Origin of the sequence: Streptosporangium lutulentum (assembly GCF_030811455.1) — a bacterium.
Lineage (GTDB): Bacteria > Actinomycetota > Actinomycetes > Streptosporangiales > Streptosporangiaceae > Streptosporangium > Streptosporangium lutulentum.
The window spans coordinates 8,414,110-8,438,253 of sequence record NZ_JAUSQU010000001.1 but is presented as its reverse complement, the minus strand read 5'-3'; the positions used below and the strand labels follow the sequence as shown (position 1 = coordinate 8,438,253).

The 24,144-nt window shown below is 69.3% G+C and carries 23 protein-coding genes; 15 read left to right on the top strand and 8 right to left on the bottom strand.

From position 1 onward, the window contains the following. The 4 genes from J2853_RS38070 to J2853_RS38055 all read left to right on the top strand — a co-directional run bounded on the left by J2853_RS38070 (window position 1) and on the right by J2853_RS38055 (window position 4,678). On the top strand, window positions 1–1,083 hold the full coding sequence (locus tag J2853_RS38070) for an SPFH domain-containing protein (protein ID WP_307565922.1): 1,083 nt from the start codon (window positions 1–3) through the stop codon (window positions 1,081–1,083). Between the two features lie 229 nt (window positions 1,084–1,312). Further along, window positions 1,313–2,341: an L-threonine 3-dehydrogenase gene (tdh, locus tag J2853_RS38065; RefSeq protein ID WP_307565921.1), complete on the top strand. Its 1,029-nt coding sequence runs from the start codon at window positions 1,313–1,315 to the stop codon at window positions 2,339–2,341. Next, window positions 2,341–3,513: a glycine C-acetyltransferase gene (locus tag J2853_RS38060; protein ID WP_307565919.1), complete on the top strand. Its 1,173-nt coding sequence runs from the start codon at window positions 2,341–2,343 to the stop codon at window positions 3,511–3,513. The genes tdh and J2853_RS38060 overlap by 1 nt, the downstream gene beginning before the upstream one ends. Window positions 3,514–3,637: 124 nt before the next feature. Continuing rightward, complete coding sequence (locus J2853_RS38055; RefSeq protein ID WP_307565917.1) at window positions 3,638–4,678, top strand: LysR family transcriptional regulator; 1,041 nt, start codon at window positions 3,638–3,640, stop codon at window positions 4,676–4,678. Between the two features lie 10 nt (window positions 4,679–4,688). Here J2853_RS38055 and J2853_RS38050 read toward each other — a convergent pair whose 3' ends face one another. From J2853_RS38050 to J2853_RS38040, 3 genes are all read right to left on the bottom strand, one after another. Continuing rightward, the gene (locus J2853_RS38050; protein ID WP_307565915.1) at window positions 4,689–5,141 is read right to left on the bottom strand and encodes an ATP-binding protein; all 453 of its coding nucleotides are present in this window, start codon (window positions 5,139–5,141) and stop codon (window positions 4,689–4,691) included. A gap of 99 nt (window positions 5,142–5,240) precedes the next feature. After that, on the bottom strand, window positions 5,241–6,734 hold the full coding sequence (locus J2853_RS38045) for a sensor histidine kinase (RefSeq protein WP_307565913.1): 1,494 nt from the start codon (window positions 6,732–6,734) through the stop codon (window positions 5,241–5,243). 191 nt (window positions 6,735–6,925) lie between these two features. Continuing rightward, on the bottom strand, window positions 6,926–7,753 hold the full coding sequence (locus J2853_RS38040) for a helix-turn-helix transcriptional regulator (RefSeq protein WP_307565912.1): 828 nt from the start codon (window positions 7,751–7,753) through the stop codon (window positions 6,926–6,928). Window positions 7,754–8,067: 314 nt separating this feature from the next. Between J2853_RS38040 and J2853_RS38035 the strand changes: the two genes are divergently transcribed. The 3 genes from J2853_RS38035 (at window position 8,068) to J2853_RS38025 (ending at window position 10,499) form a co-directional block, all read left to right on the top strand. Next, window positions 8,068–8,571: a GNAT family N-acetyltransferase gene (locus J2853_RS38035; RefSeq protein WP_307565910.1), complete on the top strand. Its 504-nt coding sequence runs from the start codon at window positions 8,068–8,070 to the stop codon at window positions 8,569–8,571. A gap of 195 nt (window positions 8,572–8,766) precedes the next feature. Then, entirely contained in the window at window positions 8,767–9,267 is a 501-nt protein-coding gene (locus J2853_RS38030) for a SigE family RNA polymerase sigma factor (RefSeq protein WP_307565909.1), read from the top strand. Then, complete coding sequence (locus J2853_RS38025) at window positions 9,264–10,499, top strand: TolB-like translocation protein (RefSeq protein WP_307565907.1); 1,236 nt, start codon at window positions 9,264–9,266, stop codon at window positions 10,497–10,499. The genes J2853_RS38030 and J2853_RS38025 overlap by 4 nt, the downstream gene beginning before the upstream one ends. A gap of 93 nt (window positions 10,500–10,592) precedes the next feature. Here J2853_RS38025 and J2853_RS38020 read toward each other — a convergent pair whose 3' ends face one another. From J2853_RS38020 to J2853_RS38005, 4 genes are all read right to left on the bottom strand, one after another. Next, window positions 10,593–11,339, bottom strand: a complete 747-nt coding sequence (locus tag J2853_RS38020; RefSeq protein WP_307565906.1) for a copper homeostasis protein CutC — start codon at window positions 11,337–11,339, stop codon at window positions 10,593–10,595. Between the two features lie 190 nt (window positions 11,340–11,529). Beyond that, window positions 11,530–12,354, bottom strand: coding sequence for an amino acid ABC transporter permease (locus J2853_RS38015; protein WP_307565904.1), 825 nt, complete (start codon window positions 12,352–12,354; stop codon window positions 11,530–11,532). Window positions 12,355–12,415: 61 nt separating this feature from the next. Then, window positions 12,416–13,060 (bottom strand): amino acid ABC transporter permease, encoded by a 645-nt coding sequence (locus J2853_RS38010; RefSeq protein ID WP_307565902.1) that lies wholly within the window; start codon window positions 13,058–13,060, stop codon window positions 12,416–12,418. Further along, window positions 13,060–13,983 carry a glutamate ABC transporter substrate-binding protein gene (locus J2853_RS38005; protein WP_307565900.1) on the bottom strand — a complete coding sequence of 308 codons (924 nt, stop codon included), beginning with the start codon at window positions 13,981–13,983 and terminating at the stop codon, window positions 13,060–13,062. Before J2853_RS38005 ends, J2853_RS38010 begins: the two co-directional genes overlap by 1 nt. A 139-nt stretch (window positions 13,984–14,122) precedes the next feature. On the opposite strand from J2853_RS38005, the gene J2853_RS38000 reads away from it, so the two are divergent. Beyond that, on the top strand, window positions 14,123–15,265 hold the full coding sequence (locus J2853_RS38000) for an ROK family transcriptional regulator (RefSeq protein ID WP_307565898.1): 1,143 nt from the start codon (window positions 14,123–14,125) through the stop codon (window positions 15,263–15,265). A gap of 40 nt (window positions 15,266–15,305) precedes the next feature. Here J2853_RS38000 and bla read toward each other — a convergent pair whose 3' ends face one another. Continuing rightward, window positions 15,306–16,316 (bottom strand): class A beta-lactamase, encoded by a 1,011-nt coding sequence (bla, locus tag J2853_RS37995; RefSeq protein ID WP_307565896.1) that lies wholly within the window; start codon window positions 16,314–16,316, stop codon window positions 15,306–15,308. 1,164 nt (window positions 16,317–17,480) lie between these two features. Between bla and J2853_RS37990 the strand changes: the two genes are divergently transcribed. The 7 genes from J2853_RS37990 to J2853_RS37960 all read left to right on the top strand — a co-directional run bounded on the left by J2853_RS37990 (window position 17,481) and on the right by J2853_RS37960 (window position 24,106). Further along, the gene (locus tag J2853_RS37990; RefSeq protein ID WP_307565893.1) at window positions 17,481–18,983 is read left to right on the top strand and encodes a pyridoxal phosphate-dependent decarboxylase family protein; all 1,503 of its coding nucleotides are present in this window, start codon (window positions 17,481–17,483) and stop codon (window positions 18,981–18,983) included. Continuing rightward, window positions 18,980–20,521, top strand: coding sequence for a phenylacetate--CoA ligase family protein (locus tag J2853_RS37985; protein WP_307565891.1), 1,542 nt, complete (start codon window positions 18,980–18,982; stop codon window positions 20,519–20,521). Before J2853_RS37990 ends, J2853_RS37985 begins: the two co-directional genes overlap by 4 nt. A gap of 48 nt (window positions 20,522–20,569) precedes the next feature. Further along, a complete protein-coding gene (locus J2853_RS37980; RefSeq protein ID WP_307565889.1) occupies window positions 20,570–21,058 on the top strand; it encodes a DUF8788 domain-containing protein in 489 nt (162 codons plus the stop codon). Window positions 21,059–21,083: 25 nt separating this feature from the next. After that, entirely contained in the window at window positions 21,084–21,866 is a 783-nt protein-coding gene (locus J2853_RS37975) for a hypothetical protein (protein ID WP_307565888.1), read from the top strand. 39 nt (window positions 21,867–21,905) lie between these two features. Beyond that, window positions 21,906–22,373, top strand: a complete 468-nt coding sequence (locus J2853_RS37970; RefSeq protein WP_307565887.1) for a DUF8788 domain-containing protein — start codon at window positions 21,906–21,908, stop codon at window positions 22,371–22,373. Then, the gene (locus tag J2853_RS37965; RefSeq protein ID WP_307565885.1) at window positions 22,370–22,918 is read left to right on the top strand and encodes a DUF8788 domain-containing protein; all 549 of its coding nucleotides are present in this window, start codon (window positions 22,370–22,372) and stop codon (window positions 22,916–22,918) included. Before J2853_RS37970 ends, J2853_RS37965 begins: the two co-directional genes overlap by 4 nt. Before the next feature lie 300 nt (window positions 22,919–23,218). Continuing rightward, window positions 23,219–24,106 carry an alpha/beta fold hydrolase gene (locus tag J2853_RS37960; RefSeq protein WP_307565883.1) on the top strand — a complete coding sequence of 296 codons (888 nt, stop codon included), beginning with the start codon at window positions 23,219–23,221 and terminating at the stop codon, window positions 24,104–24,106. Window positions 24,107–24,144: the final 38 nt, after the last annotated feature.

The following is a 24,144-nucleotide window of genomic DNA, read 5'->3' as shown; positions in this document are numbered from 1 at the left end:
ATGGATGCATTCCTGATTGCCGGTCTGCTCATCGTCTTGTTCGCCGTGTTCACGGTGATCCGTTCGGTACGCATCGTCCCTCAGGCCCGTGCCCGCAACGTGGAACGGCTCGGCCGCTACCACAGCACGCTCAAGCCGGGCCTGAACTTCGTGATTCCCTACATCGACCGCGTCTACCCGATGATCGACCTCCGTGAGCAGGTGGTCTCCTTCCGCCCGCAGCCGGTGATCACCGAGGACAACCTGGTCGTCGAGATCGACACCGTCCTCTACTTCCAGGTCACCGACCCCAGGGCCGCGGCCTACGAGATCGCGAACTACATCCAGGCCGTCGAGCAGCTCACGGTCACCACCCTGCGAAACGTCGTCGGCTCGCTGGACCTGGAGATGACCCTCACCTCCCGCGACACGATCAACAGCCAGCTCCGGGGCGTGCTGGACGAGGCGACCGGCAAGTGGGGCATCCGGGTGAACCGGGTGGAGATCAAGGCCATCGACCCGCCCAAGAGCATCAAGGAGGCGATGGAGAAGCAGATGCGCGCCGAGCGTGACAAGCGCGCCGCGATCCTCAACGCCGAAGGCCAGCGGCAGTCGCAGATCCTCACCGCCGAGGGCGACAAGCAGAGCGCGATCCTGCGCGCCGAGGGTGACCGCAGCGCCGCGATCCTCAAGGCCCAGGGCCAGTCGCAGGCCATCGACGAGGTCTTCCAGGCGGTCCACCGCAACGACCCCGACCCCCAGCTGCTGGCCTACCAGTATCTGCAGGTGCTGCCGGAGCTCGCCAAGGGTCAGGGCAACACGTTCTGGGTGATTCCCAGCGAGGTCACCTCCGCCCTCCAGGGCGTCTCGAAGGCCTTCACCGAGTCCCTTCCCCGTTCGCCGGCCACCCGTGAGATCAGTGAGGCTCCTGCGGTCAGCGAGACGACCGCCAGGGAGACGGCTCAGGCGGAGAAGGCCGCGGCCGACGCGGTGGCCGAGGCCGCCGAGACCGACTCCGGTCTCCGCCAGCTCGGCTCGTCCGCCGCCTCCCACGCCGACCCTCTCGCCGACCTGCAGGAGAACCGCCAGCGCACCACTCCCTGATCCTCTTCCGCGCTTGAGAGGCACGGCTTTCACGGCCCACCCGGTGTCCCGGGTGGGCCGCTCGTCATGAACCAGGGTCCCCTTGAGTCCATCCGCCCCACATCCGAACCCTGACTCTCACCGGCGGAGTGTGAAGCCGCGCTGTGGGCAGGCTTAAGAAAAGCGCGATGGACACCTTCAGAGCGGACCGGGCACAGTGCGTAAGGTCGAAGCCGAGGGGGAACCTTTGATGAAAGCACTGGTCAAGGAGCGGGCCGAACCAGGCCTGTGGTTGGTGGACGTGCCGGAACCGGTCGTCGGGCCGGGAGAAGTTCTGATCAAGGTGCTGCGCACCGGGATCTGCGGCACGGACCTGCACATCCGGAGTTTCGACGCGTGGGCGCAGCAGACACTGCGGGTACCGCTCATCGTCGGGCACGAGTTCTGCGGCGAGGTCGTCGAGGTGGCGCCGGGGGTCGAGGACATCTCGCCCGGTGACCTGGTCAGCGGCGAGGGGCACCTGGTCTGCGGCAAGTGCCGGAACTGCATGGCCGGGCGCCGTCACCTGTGCCGCAACACGATCGGGCTGGGGGTGAACCGGGACGGTGCCTTCGCCGAATACGTGACGCTTCCGGCCTCCAACGTCTGGGTGCACCGGATGCCGGTGGACCTCGACGTCGCCGCGATCTTCGACCCGTTCGGCAACGCCGTGCACACGGCCCTGTCGTTCCCGATGGTCGGCGAGGACGTGCTGATCACGGGTGCCGGGCCGATCGGGCTGATGGCCGCCGCGGTGGCCACGCACGTGGGCGCCCGCAACGTGGTCATCACCGACGTCAGCCACGAGCGGCTGGATCTGGCCCGCAAGCTCGGGGTCACCCTGGCGCTGAACGTCGCCGAGACGTCGGTCACGGAGGGCATGAACCGGCTGGGCATGCGTGAGGGCTTCGACGTGGGCCTGGAGATGTCCGGGCACCCGCAGGCACTTCGCGACATGATCGCCAATCTGTCGCACGGCGGAAAGATCGCCATGCTCGGGCTGCCCGCCGAGGAGTTCGCCGTCGACTTCGCGACGATCGTGACCTCGATGATCACCATCAAGGGCATCTACGGCCGGGAGATGTACGAGACGTGGTACGCCATGTCGGTGCTTCTGGAGAAGGGCCTCGACCTCTCCCCCGTGATCACCGATCGTTTCTCCTACCGCGACTTCGACGCGGCCTTCGACACCGCCGCGAGCGGCAAGACCGGCAAGATCATCTTGGATTGGACCGCCTGATGTTCGACAATCTTCGCGACGACTTCCGTACGACCCTGGACGAGATCTCCGCGGCGGGCCTGCTCAAGCCCGAACGGGTCATCACCACCCCGCAGCGCGCGGACATCGCCGTCGCCGGCGGCGGGGAGGTGCTCAACTTCTGCGCCAACAACTACCTGGGCCTGGCCGACCACCCCGAGGTCGTGGCCGCCGCCAAGGAGGCGCTGGACCGCTGGGGCTTCGGCATGGCGTCGGTCCGCTTCATCTGCGGCACCCAGGAGGTGCACAAGGAGCTGGAGGCGCGGCTGTCGGACTTCCTCGGTCAGGAGGACACGGTCCTGTACAGCTCGTGCTTCGACGCCAACGGCGGGGTGTTCGAGACGCTGCTCGACGACCGCGACGCGGTGATCTCCGACGCCCTCAACCACGCGAGCGTCATCGACGGCATCCGCCTCAGCAAGGCGCGCCGCCTGCGCTACGCCAACCGTGACATGGCCGAGCTGGAGGCGAGGCTCAAGGAGGCCGCCGACGCCCGGCGCAAGCTGATCGTCACCGACGGCGTCTTCTCCATGGACGGCTACGTCGCGCCGCTGGACGAGATCTGCGACCTGGCGGAGCGCTACGGCGCCATGGTCATGGTCGACGACTCGCACGCGGTCGGCTTCGTCGGCGAGGGCGGCCGGGGCACCCCCGAGCTGCACGGCGTGATGGACCGGGTGGACATCATCACCGGCACGCTCGGCAAGGCGCTCGGCGGGGCCAGCGGCGGTTACGTGGCGGCGCGCAAGGAGATCTGCGAGCTGCTCCGCCAGCGTTCCCGCCCCTACCTGTTCTCGAACTCCCTCGCCCCGGTGATCGCCGCCGCCTCCCTGCGCGTCCTCGACCTGATCAGCGCCTCCGGCGAGGCCCGTGAGCGGCTGCGCGCCAACACCGGGCGGTTCCGCACCAAGATGACCGAGGCCGGGTTCGACATCCTGCCCGGCGACCACCCCATCGTCCCCGTGATGATCGGCGACGCCGCCGAGGCCTCCGCGATGGCCGAGCGCCTGCTCGACCAGGGGATCTACGTCATCGGCTTCTCCTACCCCGTGGTCCCGAACGGCCAGGCCCGGATCCGGGTCCAGCTCTCGGCGGCTCACTCCACCCAGGACGTGGACCGGGCGGTGGAGGCGTTCATCGCCGCACGCGGGTAACCACCGGCCCGTACGGCGAGCGGCACCCCGGAGCCCGCACGGTGACCGGGGCCCCGCCCGTACGGCGGGCGGCGTCACGGAGCCCGTACGACGAGCGGTTTCACCCCTCCGCGACAATGGGGGGGTGATTGACACGCGGAGGCTCAGGACCCTGCGCGCGGTGGCCGACCATCGGACGGTCACCGCCGCGGCCGCCGCTCTCCATCTGACGCCCTCGGCGGTCTCCCAGCAGCTCGTCGCGCTGGAGCATGAGGTGGGCCACCGCCTGCTGGAGCGCGGTGGCCGGGGCGTGCGGCTGACCGCCGTCGGCCGGATCCTTCTCGGCCACACCAACGAGGTCCTCGCCCAGCTTGAGCGGGCCGGGGCCGACATCGCCGCCTACACGACCGGTACGGCGGGCGAGGTGAAGGTGGCCTCCTTCGCCACCGCGATCGGACTCGTCGTGGCGCCCGCGATGGGCACGCTCCGGATCAAGGAGCCGGGCATCCAGGTGAAGGTCCTGGACGCCGAGGGCGACCAGAGCCTCACCATGGTCCTGGACGGCGCGGTGGACGTCGCCGTCGCCGTCGAATATCGCGGAGCGCCCGCCGAGGACGACCGGCGGTTGTCCCGGATCCCGCTCTACTCCGAGCCGTTCGACATGGTGCTTCCCCGGGACCACCCCCTGGCGTCCGTCCCGGATCACGACGGAAACCCGGCACCCGCCCCGGAAGGCGGCGCGCAGACGCCGGCGGCCCCCGGGCGCGACGCGAGATCGGCGCCCGTCGACGCGTCACCCGCCCCGGAACACGACGCGGAGACGCTGTCGGTCGCCGATCTGGCCGGTGAGGTCTGGATCGGCCCCTATCCGGGCAACCCCTGCCACGACGTGATCGCGCTGGCCTGTGAGCACGCGGGTTTCACCCCCGAGTTCGCCCACTCCTCCGACGACTTCAGCGCCGTGGTCGCCCTGGCCGCAGCCGGGGCCGGGGTGGCGATGGTCCCGCGGCTCGCCCTGCGCGACACCGACCTGTCCGGTGTGGTGATCCGCCCGGTCGAGGGGCCGGAGCGCCGCGTCTTCGCGGCCGTCCGGCGGGGCGCGGAACGTCACCCACTGCTCGTCCCCCTGCTGGACGCCTTCCGGAACACCGCGACGACCCTGCGCCGGGTGCCGCCGCTGAGGTAGACGGGCCGCCTCAGCCGAACCGGGGGAGGAGTCCGGACGGGTCTTCGGAGGTCAGCGGGGCCGCGGGGATCTCACACCACACGGTCCGGCCGGGTCCCGGCCCGTGCGAGTGGTACCCCCAGTTCCCGTCCGAGAGCGCGCTGACGATCGCCAGCCCCCGGCCGCTCTCCGCGAGGTGGGGCACCGGCTCCGTGCGGACGCGCGGATTACCCATGGTCCAGCCCTTGTCCGTGACCTCCACGCGCAGCAGATCGTCGTGCGCCGTCAGCCGGAGGATCAGCGGATCGCTTTCGACGACCCCGGCCTGTTCCATCCGGGAGTGCCGGACGGCGTTGGTCACCAGCTCGGACACGGCCAGCCGCACGTTCTCGTAAGCCGGATGATCGCACCCCAGCCACTCACGGACCTCGTCACGTGCCCGTGAAGCGGCTTCGGGATCACCGGGCAGACGTGACTCTCTCAAGGTTTCCTGATTCATCGACCGATCTCGCTGTAGTGCTCGATCACGTGGTTCATCGGCTTCGAGGGCAAGCCCGGCAGTCCCCGCCGGGAGGCGTGTGAGTCAGTCAAAGTGACGACTCCACGAAAGCCGGGGGATGCCGGTTCCCTCCCCGTTCGACCATGACCCCGCCAGCCGGCGGCTTCCCGGCAGGATGGGGCTGGATGCCCCCGCCTGTCCGGAACGGCCCCTCGCCACCGGCCCGGTCATCGCACCGGTTCGCTCGATGTTCTGGTTCAGGAGCGGCAGCCGCAGGACGAACCGGGCGCCGCGCGGTGAGTCCTCGATCCGCAGGGTCCCGTGATGGGCTTCCGCGATGTCGCGGGAGATGGCCAGGCCGAGCCCGCTGCCCCCGGAATCACGGCGCCGCCCGTCGCCCAGGCGGGTGAAGCGTTCGAAGACCCGCTCCCGATCGGCCGGCGCGACGCCGGCGCCGTCGTCGACCACCGCCACGACGGCCTGGCCGTCGGCGGAGTCGACGGAGATCTCGACGCTGGTGTCGGCGTGCCGGCGCGCGTTGCTCAGCAGGTTGTTCACCACTCTGATCAACCTGATCTGCGAGCCGTAGACGCACACGCCGGGGGCCGCCCGGACGTACACCGGCACGCCGTTGGCCTGGGCCGACGCCTCCTCGGTCACGAGTTTGCCGAGATCGATCCGTTCGCGCACCGGGTCGGCGACGCGCAGCCGGGCCAGCAGCAGCAGGTCGTTGACGATCGCCTCCAGCCGGCCGGTCGCCGACAGCGCCCCCTGGATGCTCCCGAACGAATCGACCTCGTCGGGGTAGAGCAGCGCCTCCTCCAGTTGCGTGCGCAGACCGGCGATCGGGGTGCGCAGTTCGTGGGAGGTGGTGGAGGCGAACTGCCGCTGCTGCTCCACCGCCTCCTGCAACCGCTCCAGGGTCTGGTTGGCGGTGCGGGCCAGCAGCGCGAACTCGTCATCGCCCGGCGGCATGGGCACCCGCAGGCTCAGGTCGCTCACCGTGATCTCCGACATCCGCTCGCGGATCGCCGCCACCGGACGCAGCGTCCGGCCCACCCCCCACCACGTCATCCAGGCCCCCAGCAGCAGCAGGGTCAACGCACCCGCGGTGAGGAAGTACTCCAGATAGTGCTTGTTCAGGATGGACGGCTCCTCCTGACCCGCGTAGATGACCGGGGCGTCCACCAGGGGAGAGAGACGGATGGCCATCATCATCACGCCCCCGCTGGTCAGCCGCTGGAACCGGTCGTCGGCAGGCGGCCGGATCGAGCTCAGCGGCGGCCTGGGCAACGCCTGCCGGCTCGCGCTCAGCACGGTGCCGTGGGAGTCCACCAGCTGGATGAGATCGACACCGCCGGAGGTGGGGATCACGCTGGGCATGTTGCCGTTGCGCACCGCCGCGCTCCACTGGCTGGCCACCCGTTCGGAGGCGTTGAAGACGTCATCCTGAATCCGGTACCGAATCGCCAGATCGGAGCTCACGCTCACCACGACGAGCACGACCAGCAGAAGCGCCGTCGCGGTCATCGTGTAGCGCGCTTGGATCGAACGCAGGCGCGGGATCAGCGTCACCATGTCTTCCTTCCAGGATGTGTGCTGCCCACGATCGACTCATCATGCGGCAGAGGGCCTGATAGGGGTCAGTTGCTTCCGATCACATCCGTCATCTGAACGCTAGATATCGACAAAAGGCGTACGGGCTCTAAAACCGGCCGATATCCGCCAACGACGATCCGGGATCGAGTGATCACGGTGGGCGGGGGGCATCATGCCGCCATGATCGCGAGGCTGCCCATCAGGGCCAGGGCCTGCTCGGAGGAACTGGCGGGCTCGGCCTGAAAGATGAGGAGTTGCTGGCCGGGAGCACTGTTGACGTTGAACAGCTCCCAGTTGAGAGTCAGGTCGCCGACCTCGCGATGGTGGAAATGCCTGTCCTCGTGGAGCAGGCCGACGGGGTCGTGGCACGCCCAGAGCCGGCGGAAGTCCGCGCTGTTGAGCGAGAGGTCATCGATCAGTTCGATCAGGTACGGATCGCCGGGGTCCGTTCTCGCGGCGGCACGCAGATGGGCCACCCTGCAGCGAGCGACCTCGTCCCAGTCCCGGTAGAACTCGTGCGCGGCGGGGTCCAGGAAGACCAGCCGGGCCAGGTTGTCCGCGTGCTCCAGCCCGTCGTAGAGGACCGTGGCCAGCGGGTTCGCGGCCAGCACGTCCATGTGGCGGCCGAACACGAGCGCCGGCGTGTACGGCCAGCTGGACATCAGCCGCAGCAGGTCCGGGCTGACCCGCTCCCCCCTGCCGGGCCTTCCGGGGCGCCGCGGCCGAGGCCGGGCGAGTCCGCTCAGGTCCGCCGCGGCGTCAGGGCCGAGACCCAGGACCCGCACCAGGGCGCGGAGCACCCTCTGGGACGGATGATGCTCGCACCCCTGCTCCAGCCGGATGTAGTAGTCGGTGCTGACCCCGGCCAGCATCGCCACCTCTTCCCGGCGCAGCCCCGGCGCCGAGCGGAGGCCGGAATGCAGCAGCCCCACCTGTGCGGGGGTGGTGGCCTCACGCCGGGCGCGCAGGAATTCACCCAGGAGGTTGTCACTGTCCATTCCAGCACGGTATGTCGTAAATCCGCAGGTAGGGAGGACGCGATACACCCAGGAGCGGCCCTCACCGTCGGCGAGCGTCCCGATCGACGCGGCTCGACCGGGTGCCCGGACACGCCGCGAGCTCTGCCCGCCCGGGGGCGGCCGGCACGCCGTACGGGGGATGGTTTCCGTGATTTCCCGTAGGGGAGAATGATCCGGGCGGCTTCGCGATGGATGCGGCGTACGTGACCCCCATCACAGAGGAGACCGGCCATGAGGACCGCCGTGGATGACCACCGGGAGATCCGGTTCATCGCTTCCGCGAACGGCCGGGCATGACGGCCGCCGGCGTTCGCGTCGTCCCGATGGGCACCGAGCACGCCGAGCGGGTTCTGGCGATCTACCGGCTCGGGATCGACGGCGGGCAGGCGACCTTCGAGACCACCGCCCCCGGCTGGGAGGAGTTCGACGCGACCAAGCTGCCCGGCCACCGGCATGTCGCCCTCGACGCCGACGGGCGGGTCGTGGGCTGGAGCGCGGTGGTCGCGGTCTCCAGCCGGTGCGTCTACGCCGGTGTCGTCGAGCACTCCGTCTACGTCCACCCCGACGCCCGGGGCCGCGGGGTGGGCCTCGCCCTCCTGCGGGCACTGATCGCCTCCACGGAGGCGGCGGGCATCTGGACGATCCAGTCAGGGATCTTCCCCGAGAACGCCGTCAGCCTCGCCCTGCACCGGCGCGCCGGATTCCGCGTGATCGGCACCCGGATCCGCGTCGGCCGCCACCACGGCGTCTGGCGCGACGTCGTCCTCATCGAGCGCCGCAGTCCGGTGATCTCCTGAGCCCTTCGCGTGCACTCTCGCTCGTGACGCGGAGCCCTGACCGGCTTGTGCGCTCGCGCTCATGAGCCATGGCACCTTGTGCGCTCTCGCTCGTGACGCGGAGCCCTGGTCGGCTGAACTCTGCCGTATCGGGATTCAACACTTTCGTCCCCGAGTTCGTCTGGGTTGTGACGAACCGACGAAAGGCGAAGGCAATTGGATGACGACCCCCGCTTCGCGGACTTCGTCGCCGAGCGGGCCAATGCGTTGCTGCGCTACGGCTACGTGCTCAGCGGCAACCCCCACGACGCGGCCGATCTCACCCAGGAGGCACTGATCCGGCTGCACCGCGCGTGGTCGCGGGTGCGCCGCAAGCACGATCCGGAGAGCTACACCAGAATGATCATGGCTCGGCTGCACATCGGCGTCTGGCGGCTGCGCCGCCGCGAGCGGCTCACCTGGGACCTGCCGGAAGGATCGCATCTCGACGTGCTTCCCTCCGAGGTGGAACAGGGACTCTGGCGGGCGCTCGAAGGACTTCCCCGCAAGCAGCGAGCCGTACTCGTCCTGCGCTACTACGAGCAGCTGACCGACGCGGAGATCGCCGACGTTCTCGGCATCTCCCGGGGGACCGTCCGCAGCCACGCGTCACTCGGCCTGAACAAGCTCCGCTCCGCCGTCCCGCACCCCACCGCCACCAACGGGAGCGCCCTATGAACGACGACCTGGAAGACGTTCTTCGCCGGACTCTCGGTCACGCCTCCCAGCGCGCACCGCACGCACCGAGCAGCCTGTCCGTACAGGTCAGGGCCCACTCCCTGCGGCGCAGAACCCGCGTGCAGACCCTGGTCGCGGCCGTCGCGGTCGCGGTGGTGGCGAGCGGGGCAGTGGTGGCGGTGCGCGGCGCCGGCGGCGACCCCGCCCCTCTGGTCGTGAATCCGACCCAGGCACCGAGCTCCGTGACCGCGACGCCGTCTCCCTCCCGCGAGCAGGCGTTCGTGCCCCCCGAGCCCATCGAGAAGGTCTGGCCGCAGGCGGTCTGGAAGATCCCGTCCAAGCTGCCCGGCATCCGCAAGTACCATCCGCGGATCTTCATCGACGACCGCACTCTGCTGCTGGAGACCTGGGAGAGCTTCGAGAAGGCCGACGCGATCTACGCCTACGATCTGGACGGCGGCCGGGTTCGCAAGATCGCCGATATCCGCACGCCGAAGGGGGTCTTCGCCGACGGTTACACGGCGGGCGCCGGGCGGATCATCTGGAAGACCATCAAGGTGGTCGACGGCGGCAGGGTCACGGAGTTCTGGTCGGTCCCGATCTCGGGCGGGCGGCCCACGGCCGTCGACACGGCCGCCCCGGTCAAGGGAGGCGGAGACCGCCTCACCGTGGTCGGCGACAAGCTGGCCTTCTCCGTTCTCGAAGGCGGGGTCTTCACGGTCCCCCTCGGGGGCGGGACGGTGGAGCCTGTCGCGGGCGCCGGCAGACATCACATCCTGCGCTGGCCCTGGGTGGGCACGCCGGGTGAGTACACACCGAACCATGAGACGAGCTTCGAGGACCTGCTCAACGTCGAGACCGGTGAGACGAGCAAGGCGGTCGTCCGGCCGGGCGAGCAGGACGTACGCTGCGGCGTGACGACCTGCATCGGCAACAGGTCCGAGGGCCCGTCCTTCCACCGGCTGCGGGACGGCTCGCAGGAACGAGACCTGCCCGGTTCCGCATTTATGGGACTGGGCGCCGATCGCTTCCAAACCGTCGACATGCCCAGGCCGCGGGATGGCCAGTACCTGATCGACCTGGTCACCGGAAAGTCCGGCGACCTGGGCCTGCCCCCTCCCGACGCCAAGGGCCAGTCGGTCAGCGTGCAGCTCGGCATGGGTGACGACCGCCTGGTGTCCTACCCGGTCAAGGGCGAATACGTGATCATCGACCTCACGAGGATCCGGTGAGCGAGTGTCCTGACACAGCGGCACACGCTTGAAGTCCCGGACTCCACCTGCCCGCGCGGTGCTTACCGAGCGGGCAGGGCGTGCGCGTGGCCCTCAGGCGCCGGAGGCGGCGATCACCTCGTAGACCAGGCCCGGCGAGGTGACCAGGCGGGCGTACTCGGGCCGGCGCAGCTCGCCGCCCATGAAGGGGCGGGGGTTGCGGTGGACGGCGGGGCTGGGCGCGTCCACCAGCGCCGCGAAGTGGATCTCCTTGACCCCCGTCGCCTCGACCACGCGACCGACGTTGCGGGGGGTGATCCCGCCGCCGGGCATGATGACGATGCGGTCCTGTGCCTGCTCGACCAGGGAGGCGATCAGCGGCGCGCCCTCAAGCGCCGTGACGTCCTGGCCGGAGGTGAGGACCCGGTCGACGCCGAGTGAGACGAGCGTCTCCAGGGCGGCGAACGGGTCGGCGGTCATGTCGAAGGCCCGGTGGAAGGTGATCGAGAGCCCTCCTGCCGCGTCGATGAGCCGCTTGGCCACCTCGACGTCCACCTCACCCGACGGTGTCAGCACCCCGATCACCACGCCCTGCGCGCCCGCGTCCCTGATGGTGGCGATGTCGCGCTCCATGGCCGCGATCTCGTACTCGTCGTAGATGAAGTCACCGCCGCGAGGACGGATGATCGCGTGGACGCGGATCGCCGTGACCGCCGCGAGGGTCGCCTCGACGGTGCCGAGGGTCGGGGTGAGCCCGCCGTCGAAGAGCGCCGAGCACAGCTCGACCCGGTTCGCCCCCGCCTGCTCGGCCGCCAGCGCGCCCGCCGTACTGTCAATGCAGATCTCATAGGTAAGGCTCATTTTTCCTCCACAACATGGATCTCACCGACCGGGACACCCCCGCCCGGCACCGGACGTTCGCGGCCTCCGCCGCCCCGCCCTCACCTGGAGTACGGCGGGCGCGACCACGGCCGTGACTCACGGGTTCGCGTCGATGACCGCCGCCGCGCGCCCGATGAATCCGGCACGTCCCTCGACGAGGGAAGCGGGCTCAGGCACGGATGAGTCTCCTTCGCGGCCGGCGGGCCTGGGGGGTGCGCGCTTCGAGGACGCGGGCGAGCTTGGACAGGGACGCGTTGACCACCAGGTAGGTCAGCGCGACGACGATGTAGGTCTGGATGAGCAGGCCGTTGTAGGTCGCCAGGACCTTGCCGCTGTACAGCAGCTCCGCGTAGCTGACCACGAAGCCGAGCGAGGTGTCCTTCAGCAGGCCGACCGACTGGCTGACGATCGAGGGCAGCACCCGCCGGGCCGCCTGCGGCAGCACGATCAGGCGCATGGTCCGGCCGTAGGTGAGGCCGACCGCGAGGCCCGCCTCGCTCTGGCCGCGCTCGATGGATCCGATCCCGGCCCGGAAGATCTCCGCGAAGGCCGCGGCGTTCGAGACCGACAGCGGCACCACGAGCTTCCAGAACAGCGGCAGATCCAGCCCGTACCGGGGCAGCGCGAACAGCACGACGTAGACCAGCAGCAGCGCCGGGACGGTCCGCACGACCTCCACGTACGTGGCGGCGGGCACGCGCACCCACCGGCGCCGCGACAGCCGTCCGAGGGCCAGCGCCAGCCCGGCCGCCATCGAGAGCGCGGCCGAGACCACCGCCGCCAGCGCGGTGGACCAGAGCCCGTTCAGCAGGTAGCGCCACATCGGCCACGTCGCGTACGGCTGCCAGCGGTCGGCGTCGAGCTGGCCGTTGGCCGCGAACTGGCGTACGGCCAGCGCCAGCAGGCCGAGCACCGCGACCGCCCCCACCACGGTCGCGATCCGGATCCTGCGGCGGGCGCGCGGGCCCGGCTCGTCGAAGAGCAGGCTGCTCATCGGAGCATCACCGGCCGTCGTTCGAGGGTCGTCGGGACCGGCATCGGCCCTCGGTCGAAGGTCATCGGACCATCACCAGCCGTCGTTCGAGCCGCCCGGTGACGAGCCCGACGCAGGCGGCGATCAGCGCGTAGGCCAGGCCCGCCCCGACGAAGATCGGAATGGGCTGGGCCTCCATGAGGTTCACCCGGTTCGCGGCGGCGGTCAGGTCGACCACCCCGACCGCGCCGGCGAGCGCGGTGTTCATGGTCAGTGCGATGAAGATGTTGCCCATCGGCTGGATCACCGTGCGCAGCGCCTGCGGCAGGACCACGTGACGCAGGGACTGGCCGAAGGTCAGGCCGAGTGCCCGGGCCGCCTCGCCCTGTCCCACCGCGATCGAGTTGACGCCGGACCGCAGCGCCTCGGCGATGTAGGCCGCCTCGTAGAGCGCGATGACCACGACGGCCGTCACCAGCAGGCTCGCCTTGATCCCGATCTCCGGCAGGCCGAAGACGGCCAGCACGAGCAGCACGAGGAGGGGCAGGTTCTGGAAGGTCTCCACGTAGGCCGTGCCGATCCCGCGCAGGACGCCGACCGGGCTGACCCTCATGGCGGTGATCACGAACCCCACGACCACGGCGCCGGCGAACGACGCCGCGATCAGCTGGAGCGTCACGATCAGTCCTTCCCAGAACTCGGGCAGGTGATCCAGGAAGGCGGACATCAGGACCCCGGAACCGATCCGATCTGCGGCGGGGTGGGAGCCTCGCCCTGCACGACCGTGCCGAGGGAGTTCTTCCAGGTCTTCTGCCAGAGGCCGTCGCCCTGGATCTTCACCAGCCAGTCGTTGACGAACTTCTTGAACTGCTCGTCGCCGTGCTTGAGGCCGATGCCGTACGGGTCGCTCGTGAACGGCGAGCCGATGATCTGGATCGACGGGTCCTTCTGGGCGTTGGCGATCAGGAGCGTCTCGTCCTGGACGTAGGCGACGCCGCGGTCCTGCTTGAGCGCCTGCATGCACTCGGGGTCGCTGCCGAACGTCACGATCTCCGCCTGCGGGGCGAGCTTCTTGATCGCCGGAATGGCCGGGGTGTTGGCTCCGGCGATGACGGTCTTGCCGTTCAGGTCCTCCGGCTTGGTGATCCCCGTCGCGCCCTTCTTGACCGCGATGGTCAGGCCCGAGGAGTAGTACGGCCCGGCGAAGGCGACCTGCTCGGCCCGCTCCGGCGTGATCGTGTAGGTCTGGAGGACGACGTCCACGGTGCCGTTGCTCAGCAGCGCCTCGCGCGTCTCCGACGCCGCGTTGACGATCTTCACCTTGGGCTCGCCGATGATGTACTTGGCGAGCGCCTTGCCCATGTCGGCGTCGAAGCCCTCGATCTCGCCGGTCACCGGGTTCTGCTGCGACAGCAGCGGAGCGTCGAGCGACCCGCCGACGATCAGCTCGCCGCGCTTCTTGATCTTCTCCATCGTGGAGCCGGGCAGGATGTCGGTGGCGGCCGCCACCGGCGCACCGGCAAGCAGGTCGTTACCGCCGCTCGTGGCCGCGCCCGGCACCGCTGAGCTGCCCGAATCCGTGCCGGCGCAGGCCGAGAGGCCGACCAGCGACACGGCGGCGACAGCGGCCATCCGCTTCAGGGACACCATCGGGCCCACCATCCTTTGTGATCAGCCTGAGTTATTACCGTCTTCCTTCGATATCGAAGACAAACCGGAAGGTAATGGATGATTCCGCTGTAAGTCAATGGATTGCTGTAGTAAGTACAGACGTGGTATTCCTCTGTCCATGTCAGGCAAAGAGAGGCTGTCCGTGCGGGGGGCACAGGGCGATCTTCTGCGCCTCATCGCCACCGGCCACGCCGAGTCGCGCGCCGAGCTGGCCCGGCTGACGGGCCTGGCGGCGTCGAGTGTGTCCCTGCGGGTCGAGGAACTGATCGACACCGGCCTGCTGGTCGAGGAGGGGTCGGGCACCTCACGTGGCGGGCGGCGGCCACGGCGGCTGCGGATCAGCCCCACCTCCGGACTGCTCGCGGTGGCCGACCTCGGGGCGCACCACGCCCGGCTGGGCCTGCTCGACCTCAACGGCACCCCGCTGATCATCGAGGAACGCCCCTGCGACATCGCGCTGGGCCCCGAGGCGACCCTCGACTGGATGGCGGCCTCGTTCGACGAGCTGCTCCTGGCCCACGGCCCACCCGGCGCCCCCCTTCGCGGGGTCGGCACCGGCATCCCCGGTCCCGTGGACCCCGCCAGCGGTCGCGTGGTGTCCCCCTCGCGCATGCCCGGCTGGAACAACTTCCCCGTCGCCGAGTATCTCGGCGCCCGCTACGACCTGCCGGTGCTCGTCGAGAACGACGCCAACCTCCTGGCCGTCGGCGAGGCACGCGCGTGGCCCGGCTGCGACAACCTCATGGTGCTGAAGGCCGGCAGCGGCATCGGATGCGGGGTCATCGTCGACGGCCGCCTGCACCGGGGGCGCGGCGCGGCCGGCGACATCAGCCACGTCCGGGTCAGGACCGACTCCTCCGTCATGTGTTCCTGCGGCCACCCCGACTGCCTGGAGGCCTACGCGAGCGGCGCCGCGCTGATGGGCGCCCTGGCCGAGCAGGGCATCGCCGTACGGCGGCCCGCCGAACTCGTCGCCCTCGTCGACGACGGGGTGCCCGAGGCCACCGCCCTGGTCAGAAACGCGGGGCGTCTCATCGGCGAGGTGCTCACCGTCCTGGTCAACTTCCTCAACCCCGACGCCATCGTGGTCGGCGGCAGTCTGTCCACCGCCGAACCACTGATCTCGGCGATCCGCGGCGCCGTCTACGAACGCTGCCTGCCCCTGGCCACCCGCGACCTGGAGATCTCCGTCACACGCTCGGGCCCGGACGCGGCACTGCTCGGCGCCGGGTCCCTGCTCCTGGACACCGTACTGAGCTGAGCACCGCGGATCCTCTTCCGGACGCCGTACGAGCCGGACGTCAGGAAAGCCTGCCGAGGCCCCGCGCGAGGATGGCGGCGGTGTCGGCGATGACCTTGTTGTCGTTCAGGGCGCCGGCGGCCCGCCGGTTGGTGTAGATGGACATGATCAGAGGTGCGGCGCCCTTGGCCGGCCAGACGACGGCGATGTCGTTGGCCGCCCCGTAGAACGAGGTGGTGCCGGTTTTGTCGCCGACGATCCAGGTCTTGGGCAGCCCGGCGCGGATGCGCTCGCCGCCGGTCTTGTTCGCGATCAGCCAGCCGTTCAGCCGCGCCCGGTCCTTGGCGTCGAGCGCGGTGCCGACCGTGAGCCTGTGCAGGTTCCGGCCCATGGCCGCGGGGGTGGTGGTGTCCCGCCTCTCCTTGGGGGTCCAGTCGTTGAGCTCGGTCTCCCAGCGGTCCAGGTGCGAGACCGGGTCCTTCAACGTGCGGAGGTATCGGGTCAGCCCCGCTGGTCCGCCGATCTGCTTCAGCAGCATGTTGCCCGCGGTGTTGTCGCTCTGGGTGATGGCCGCCTCGCACAGCCGGGCGACGGTCAGCCCGTCCTCCACGTGCTTCTCGGTGACCGGCGAGTTCGCCTTCACCTCGCTCCGCTTCCAGTGGATGACCCTGTCCATCAGCCCCGGGTCCGACGTGCGTGCCTTGTGCAGCACCGCGGCGGCCGCCGAGGCCTTGAAGGTGGACAGCAGCGGGAAGCGTTCGCCCGACCGGTACGTGATCGTCTTTCCGGTGGCCGTGTCGAGGGCGTACACACCGATGCGGCCCTTGTAGGACGTCTCCAGCGCGCGCAGCCGCCGGCGGGCCTCGGCCTCGCCGGGCGCCGGCGTCCGGAGGTCGTCAAGGACCACCTGCCCGTTCGTCATCCCGATCCCGGCCGTCCCGGTTCGCGGGATCGCGTGGCCGGCGGCCGAGGTGGTGGCCGGACCGCAGGCGGTACCGCCCAGCAGGATGGAGGTCGTCAGCGCGGTCGCTTTCAGCGTCGCCGGGAAACGGCGGGTGCGGGGGTGTCGCATTCCTGTCCTCGCTCTTCATCGGCAGAAGGGAGAGCAAACCAGACCGGATCCGTCGCCGTCCAATATCGATATCAATCGAACATTGATATCGATACGCATATCACCACAGTTCAGGATGCCCGCTCCCTCATGCTCCGGTGACGCTTCGCGACCTTCCCGGACGAGGCACGGGGAGACGGCCACCACGTGATCACTCGGAGTCCGCGAAGACGTTCCGGGGCGGTCCCGGGTCCGCGGGCCCGGCCGTCCCGGACGCGAAGGCCCGCCCTCCGCCGGCCCGGCGTCACCGACGATCTCCCGCCGGCCGGGGCGGCCGATCCGGAAGCGACGCCACCCAACCCGACACCTCCACAAAACGGTGGAGAGGCCCGCTTTCAGCGTCGGCACCCCACGAAAGACGACACATCGCCTTATCTACCATATTTAAGCAAATATAAGCATATTAAATAACGCCCACCAAGAGAGTCGCCCGCCGGGGCGACCCAGAATGCGGAGTTTGATCAAAATTCACGACAAAGGCCCATAAGCCCCAAAACAACTGAGATTCGTCGAACATCTCCCCGCCTTAATCGCGGTGCGCAAGTAACTGTGGCCGGAATCTGCCACTCCACCTGCATCCGAGGTCTTGCGTCACTCCCGTAATCAATGATTAGGTCGCTTACATGACGGGCATGCCAACGCATAAGGCGGGTGAAATTCAGATCGCATTAATCGCGATTCATCCACGACGGGTCGTCTCCAGACCCTGATCGTCGGCGACATCGTCGCCGGACTGATCCGAACTGCTTGAACAGGGCGTGAACAGGGGGCAGCGAGGCCCTCTCGTGCCATCCTCCCCCCATCGCCGATCGACATCCCCTCCCAAGCTGGACCGTTCCAAACCACCAGAACGGTTCGGCGACAGCACGAATGCCGCCTCGTGTCCCCGAATGCCGGGGATCTCTTTCTCGCTCCACTCATCACCGCAGATCACGCATTTATTCGCGACAACCCTCATGTGATCGACCGAGAGTTCAATTCACCGTGTCCGAATTCTCGTCCAGGCGCGATCACATGGGCGTTCTCGACGCCGGATCATTTGGAGTCTCCTCCATGACGAGTTCGATTTCCGATGTCCAGAATTCCTTTCCAGAGCCGACCACCGCCGAAGGCTCCCGACCGCTCATGCCGGGCCTCACCGCGGCCTTCGACCCCGAACGTTTCCACGACGGCGCCGCGGACATCGTCAGCCGCCTGACGAGGTATCTGGGCGACCGGTCGGTCCGGGGCCTTGACCTCCTCGATCCGTCGGTGCTGCTGAAGGCCGCGCGAGGACTGATGACCCCGGAGCGGCAGCGCATCGCCGACTTCGACACCGACCGGGTGAACCAGATCGTCGACCTGTACACGAGGACCGGCATCCCGGTCTACTCACCCGGCTACATGGGACGGCAGTTCTCCGGCGTGGTGCCGCTGGCCGGCCTCATCGACCTGGTCGGCTCGGTGGTCAACCAGCCCTCCTCCTTCTACGAGGCCGGGCAGCTCCCCAACGTCGCCGAGCGGCTCATGGCCGAGGAGCTCAACCGGTTCATCGGCTGGGACCGCGACCGGTTCGCCATGGTGACGACCTCGGGGGGCTCCCTGGCCAACCTGACCGCGCTGCTGGCCGCCCGCAACCGCGCCTTCCCGCAGATCTGGACGCGCGGCGCCGGCGGCATGCCGGGCCTCCCTGCCATCGCGGTCAGCGAGGAGGCCCACTACAGCGTGACCCGGGCGGCCGGGGTGCTCGGCATCGGAGAACGGCAGATCGTCCGGCTCCCGGTCGACCGGGCCGGGCGGATCCGCCCCGATCTGGCCGGCCCGGTACTGGACGAGGCGCGCCGGCGCGGCCTGCGGCTGTTCTGCCTGGTGGCGTCGGCCGGGACCACGTCGATGGGCGCCTTCGACCCGCTGGAGGAGCTCGCGGACGTGGCGAGCCGGTACGGGCTCTGGCTCCACGTGGACGGGGCGCACGGGGCGAGCCTGCTGCTGTCGGACCGGCACCGGGACAAGCTGCGCGGCATCGAGCAGGCCGACTCACTGACCTGGGACGCCCACAAGATGCTGTTCATGCCGGCGCCGTGCACGCTGCTCTTCTACCGCGACGGCGCGGCGGCACGCGGTGCGTTCCGCCAGCGTGCCAGCTACGTGTTCGACGAGGAACCGGACATCTACAGCGCCTATGACAGCGCGGACAAGAACTTCGAGTGCACAAAACGCCCGATGATCATGCCGCTCTGGGCGGTCTGGTCGGTCTACGGCCCGGCGCTGTTCGAGCAGAAGATCGACCGGCTGTGCGCGACGGCCCGGCAGGCGTACCAGATGCTCTCCGCCGAGCCGGACTTCGCCGTGGCGCACGAACCGGAGTCCAACATCCTGTGCTTCCGGTACCGGCCGGACGGCCTGGACCCGGCGACCGTACACCGGCTGCAACTGGAGATACGCAACCGGATCCGGGACGACGGACGCTTCTTCATCTCCAAGGTCGACATCGACGGGGTGGCGGCGCTGCGCGTGGTGGTGATGAACCACCTGATCGACGCCGACCACCTGACCATGCTCATCGCCGAGATCAGGGACATCGGGCAACGGGTACTGCGCGCGAGCGCCGCGGCCCGGCACGACCAGCGGAACGGGAGTCATTCATGACCATGATGGATTTGGACGTCGCCACCTCGACGGAGCTGGCGGCACGGCTGATCCCCGAGGAGGAGCTGAGGGTCCGCTCGGTGGACGACGTCACCCGGCTGCCGTCGTTCGCGGGGAAGCTGGAGGAGTGCGGGCGGCTCACCGGAGTCCCGTACTGCGAGTCCCCGCTCGACCTCCAGAACGCGCTGGTGTTCCGCCGGCTCCAGCAGCTCGTCGGCATCGCCCTGCTCAACCCTCTGTGGCGCGAGCGGCTGCACTACTTCGGGATCCGCAGCGCCCCCGCCGACATGTCCGAGTGGGAGCGGATCCCTCTCTCGGACAAGACCGTGCAGCGGGACATGTTCATGGGCGCGCGGGCCGGGATGGTCGTGCCGCTCGACTCCGGCGGGTTCGAGGTGGTGGCCAGCGGCGGCACCGGTGACGGCATGCCCCTGGAGATCGTGTACTCCCTGCGGGAGCTGCGCGACACCTACCGCATCTCCGGGGCGTTCATGGGCGCCTACCAGCTCGGCCGCTACCTGCGCGGTCCCGCGCCGCGCTGGCTGTTCACCACCCTGGCCGACTACCAGATGTGGAGCAGCGGGACCATGGTCGGCGGCGTCCTGTCCCACGTCCCGGGGGTCAACTACATCGGCGCGGGACCGGTGAGCGCGCCGGTGCTGGAGCACATGTTCTCCTACCCGGGCCACAAGGCGCTGATGGGCATCACCGCCGGCATCGCGCTCCTGCCCGAGCTGGGCGCGGGCCTGTCCCCGCAGGCCAGGGCGAGCTTCCGGGTCGCCATGTACGGCAGCGGCTCCCTGCCCCAGCGCAAGCGCGACGAGTTGCAGGCGTTCTTCCCCAACGTGTCGATCCTCAGCTACTTCGCCGCGACCCAGGCCGAGTGCGTCGGGCTCCAGCTCGACCACAACTCGCCGGCGCTCTCCGCCGTGCCGGGGCTGCACCTGGTGGAGATCGTGGACGAGCACGGCCGTGCCGTCGCCGAAGGCGAGGAGGGCGAGCTGGTCGTCACCCGGCTGCACGCCGACGAGACGCCGCTGCTCCGGCTCAAACTCGGCGATCGGATGATCCGCCGCTCGGCCCTGAACGGCCCCGGGCCGCGCACCGAGCGATTCGAGTTCGCCGGGCGCACCGCCGACGTGCTGCACCTCAACGACAGCCAGTATTCGGCGACGCTGGCCTACGCGGCCCTGCGCGAGCGGCTTCGCTCGATGACCGGCGTCGACCTGGATCTGGTCGCGCACGAGGTCCAGTTCCACAACCACCGTGAGGACCGGACCCTCACCCTGCTCGTGGCGGTGGACGACGCCGAGGGCACCACCGCGGCCGTCGAGCACGCCCTCGGCCCGAGCGGGACGCGACAGCTGTTCACCCAGGCGCTGCCGATCTCCCTGTCGCTCTTCAACGACCGGGAGGCCAATGCGGCGGCCATCGAGCAGACCGGATACGGCTTCCGGCTGGCGTTCGTGCCGCGCTCCTCACCACAGATCGAACAAACCACCGTCGGCAAGACGCCGCTGGTCAGGGACCGGGGCTGAGCACGTGGCGGCCCTCGCACCCGAATGACATCCGACAAGGGAGGATCGATGAAACCTAGAATCAGCATCGTCGTGATGGTCGACGCCGTCGGGGCGTTGTCCGATCGGACGCTGCACAACGGCAACCTCTCGATGGTCGACGACAGCTCGGCGGGGAGCAAGCACCAGGGAACCCCCGACCTCATCACGATGGTGTCCCCGGGACAGGTCGTCCAGTGGACCCCCATCCACGTGGACGTACAGACCCCGGTCGAGATCCAGGCCATCGAGTTCCTGGCCGGTGCGGCAGCCCCGTCCCCGGCCGACCAGACCGGGCCGCCGTACCCGGCGGAGCCCTCCATCGTTCCGGTGCCCGGGCCGGGGGTCGACGCCATCGGCTCCAACGGGCGCGAGAACCACGACCTGCTGGTGTGGGAGGGCGTCGTGCCCTACGACATGACCCCCGGTGTCCCGTACCGGTACCGGCTCTCCCTCAGGCTCCACGAAGGACCCAACAGCGTGCTGCACATCGACTCGCCCGCGCTGCTGCGCGTGTGAGCCACGTTCTGCGAAAGGCGGTTTCATGGCCCAGCAACACGGGATCATCGTGCTCTTCGACGTCGAGAACGCGCTCCAGACGCGATCGCTCGAGGGCAACACGTACTGGTTCGACAACATGAAGTTGTTCGGCTCCGCCGGGGTGGGCACCGAGCAACTGGTGACGATCGTGCCCGGCACCCACTTCCTCGACGGATCGCAGGCGACCGAGCAGGTGCTGAACTGGCTGCCCGCGGCGCTGGGGTCGATCCCCCCGACGGTGCCGCGCAACTACCTGGCCGAGCAGGAGCGCGCCGACGACCGGCGGACGCTGGAGGAGCTGGCCTCGCTCAGCGACGAGGGCGGCATGAGCGAGGCCAGTCTCAAGCGGCTGCAGAAGCAGGTCGGCAAGCACCCCCGCAAGTCGGGCAGCGGGCGCGGCCTCACCGACGCCAAGCTGCTGGACGTCACCGGTAAGACCACGAGCGATCCCGGCGCGTACAACTATCCGGCTCCGGTGATCACCGATATCACCGGCCCGGCCGTCACCGAGAAGATCATGTACCCGGCCCAGTACGGGTCGCCCGACATGATCTACGACGGCTGGTACTGGGCCGCGACCGTGGACACGAGCCGGCCCGGGGTCTACAGGTACACGATGCACATCCAGCTGCACGAGCTGATCGAGCGGAACGACGAGCTGGTCTGGGAGTCCGTGGACCTGACCTGCGAGTCCAGCCTCAAAATCATCAACGATCCAAAGCGCAACGGGTTCACCGGCGCCGGACTGGGCGCGCTCCCCCTCCCGCCCGTCCCGGCCGCCGGCTGACCCGATCCGAGCCGAAGCACTCTCGAGCGGAGGAGTCTCATGCCCCCGAGGAACAAACAGCCCGAACGCCGGCCCGCCCGGCCCACCCGTCCCGTGACGATCACCGCGGTGGTCGATCCCGTGGCCGCGCTGGCGTCGGAGAACCTGGACGAGAACATCTACTTCTACGACACCAACAGGGCCGCGGGATCCACCGGTTTCGGCACCCCCGAGTTGCACAGCCGGGTACGCAAGGGCGACACCCTGCTGTGGAACGTGATCCCGCTGGAGTGCGAGACCTACGCGGCCCTCTGCGACATCGAGATCGACCCGCGGATCGCCGAGCCCACGCAGAAGGTGTATCCCGGCACCGACATCGTGTTCTGGACCGCCGAGGTCAAGCAGGACCTCACCGAACCGGTCCCGTACCGGCTCTCGTTCCTGCTCGGCACCGTCAGCACGCCGTTCACCCCCAATGCCCGGCCGGCCCTGGCCGGTCCCGCCAACGAGGGAAAGGAAGGCCGATGACCCAGGCATACGCGGCCACGGACTTCGCCGATCGCGGCCAGCTCAACTCCGTCCAGCTGAACGTGGTGACCCTCGTCGACATGGAGAGGGCCGCCGCGACGAAGTCCCTGGACGGCTGCCTCTACATGATGGACAACAGCATCGGCGGGGTCGGGCAGGGCACCGACCACCTGGAGACCACCTGCAAGCAGGGTCAGGTGATCAACTGGATCATCCGCCCGATCGACATGCACCGCGGTGCGGACGGCACCTGGCCTCCGATGCCGAAGATCAACAACCTGGTCTTCCTCGACATCGAGAAGGGCGACGAGGACGACGTCGCCGAACGCCGGATCATGACCGAGCTCAAGGTCTACGGCGCTCCCGACCGGATGCGCGACCAGTACACCGCCGTCTACTACTACTGGGCCGGGGCGGTGATGAGCGACGCCCGGCCGGGGCTCTACCGCTATCGGTTCGTCCTGGAGCTGGAGAAGGAACACGGCACCGACAAGCTGTACCTGAACTCGGCCCGCTATCCCGCCCTGCGGGTGATGCCCGTCTGACGGTCTTCGGGACCGTGAGCACGGTGCGGTGAAGAGGGAGGTCATGGCCGTCGGCGGGCGGCGGCCATGACCTCCCGGCGCTCGCGGCCCGACCCCGCGGGCGCGAGGCGGCAAGCCGGTCCTCCAGGAGCGGAGCCACCGGGCCGGCCTCGAACTCGCCGAGTCACGGACGTTCGACTCCCGGGTCGTGCTGCTCCGGCACCGACGAATCCCGAGCGTGAGGGCGTAGGGGGCTTCCCCGCAGGGGAGACCTACCTCGTAGAGGCTCCCCCCGGAGAGATGTTCCGTGAAGGAGGGGCGATGCCGAGAACCTCGATGGTGGACGGATTCCAGCTCGGCTACGACGTCACCGGCGACGGACCGCCCGCCGTACTGCTCCACGGGTGGCCCGGTGACCGGACCGACTACCGGCACGTGGTCCCCCTGCTCGCGCCCACGCGCCAGGTCGTTGTACCCGACCTGCGCGGATTCGGCGAGTCGGACAAGCATCTCGCCGACCCCCGGGAGCAGTACGGCGCCGCCGGGCAGGCGCGCAGCGTCATCGGTCTCATCGAGGAACTCCGGCTCGACCGGCCGGTGCTGGGCGGGTACGACGTCGGAAGCCGGGTCGCCCAGCGAGTGGCTTCGGAACGTCCCGACCTCATCTGCGGCCTGGCCCTGTCTCCTCCCCTGCCGGGCGTCGCCGAACGCGTGTTCGGCGAGCGGGCGCAGCGCGAGTTCTGGTACCAGGCGTTCCACCAGCTGACGCTCGTCGAGCAACTGATCGACGGCAGACCCGAGGCCGTCCGTGACTACCTGCTGTACTTCTGGTCGCACTGGTCAGGGCCGGACTTCGAGCCCGGCATCGACCACCTGGTCCGCGGCTACGCGGAGCCGGGGGCGTTCTCCGCGTCCATCTCCTGGTATCGCGCCGGCGCCGGGACCGTCGCCGCGTCGGCCGCCGAGCGACAGCCCGACCCGGAACATCGCATCGCCACGCCGACCGTCGTGGTGTGGCCCGAGCACGACCCGCTCTTCCCCCGGGAGTGGTCCGACCGGCTGCCGGCCTTCTTCCGCGATGTCGAGCTCCGGCCGGTCGACGGGGTCGGCCACTTCACCCCTCTGGAATGCCCCGAGGCCTTCGCCGACGCCGTGATGTCCCTCCAGGAAGGGCCCGACAAACGATCGCCGCGCTTACCACCCGGATGACGACCTGCCCGGCCCCGATCCGGACCCGGCAAGCCGAT

Coding starts and splice junctions, on each gene's coding strand:
- J2853_RS38070 (WP_307565922.1), top strand. CDS start 1: ATGGATGCATTCCTGATTGCCGGTCTGCTCATCGTCTTGTTCGCCGTG.
- tdh (WP_307565921.1), top strand. CDS start 1,313: ATGAAAGCACTGGTCAAGGAGCGGGCCGAACCAGGCCTGTGGTTGGTG.
- J2853_RS38060 (WP_307565919.1), top strand. CDS start 2,341: ATGTTCGACAATCTTCGCGACGACTTCCGTACGACCCTGGACGAGATC.
- J2853_RS38045 (WP_307565913.1), bottom strand. CDS start 6,734: ATGGTGACGCTGATCCCGCGCCTGCGTTCGATCCAAGCGCGCTACACG.
- J2853_RS38040 (WP_307565912.1), bottom strand. CDS start 7,753: ATGGACAGTGACAACCTCCTGGGTGAATTCCTGCGCGCCCGGCGTGAG.
- J2853_RS38035 (WP_307565910.1), top strand. CDS start 8,068: ATGACGGCCGCCGGCGTTCGCGTCGTCCCGATGGGCACCGAGCACGCC.
- J2853_RS38025 (WP_307565907.1), top strand. CDS start 9,264: ATGAACGACGACCTGGAAGACGTTCTTCGCCGGACTCTCGGTCACGCC.
- J2853_RS38020 (WP_307565906.1), bottom strand. CDS start 11,339: ATGAGCCTTACCTATGAGATCTGCATTGACAGTACGGCGGGCGCGCTG.
- J2853_RS38015 (WP_307565904.1), bottom strand. CDS start 12,354: ATGAGCAGCCTGCTCTTCGACGAGCCGGGCCCGCGCGCCCGCCGCAGG.
- J2853_RS38010 (WP_307565902.1), bottom strand. CDS start 13,060: ATGTCCGCCTTCCTGGATCACCTGCCCGAGTTCTGGGAAGGACTGATC.
- J2853_RS38005 (WP_307565900.1), bottom strand. CDS start 13,983: ATGGTGTCCCTGAAGCGGATGGCCGCTGTCGCCGCCGTGTCGCTGGTC.
- J2853_RS38000 (WP_307565898.1), top strand. CDS start 14,123: ATGTCAGGCAAAGAGAGGCTGTCCGTGCGGGGGGCACAGGGCGATCTT.
- bla (WP_307565896.1), bottom strand. CDS start 16,316: ATGCGACACCCCCGCACCCGCCGTTTCCCGGCGACGCTGAAAGCGACC.
- J2853_RS37990 (WP_307565893.1), top strand. CDS start 17,481: ATGCCGGGCCTCACCGCGGCCTTCGACCCCGAACGTTTCCACGACGGC.
- J2853_RS37985 (WP_307565891.1), top strand. CDS start 18,980: ATGACCATGATGGATTTGGACGTCGCCACCTCGACGGAGCTGGCGGCA.
- J2853_RS37980 (WP_307565889.1), top strand. CDS start 20,570: ATGAAACCTAGAATCAGCATCGTCGTGATGGTCGACGCCGTCGGGGCG.
- J2853_RS37975 (WP_307565888.1), top strand. CDS start 21,084: ATGGCCCAGCAACACGGGATCATCGTGCTCTTCGACGTCGAGAACGCG.
- J2853_RS37970 (WP_307565887.1), top strand. CDS start 21,906: ATGCCCCCGAGGAACAAACAGCCCGAACGCCGGCCCGCCCGGCCCACC.
- J2853_RS37965 (WP_307565885.1), top strand. CDS start 22,370: ATGACCCAGGCATACGCGGCCACGGACTTCGCCGATCGCGGCCAGCTC.
- J2853_RS37960 (WP_307565883.1), top strand. CDS start 23,219: ATGCCGAGAACCTCGATGGTGGACGGATTCCAGCTCGGCTACGACGTC.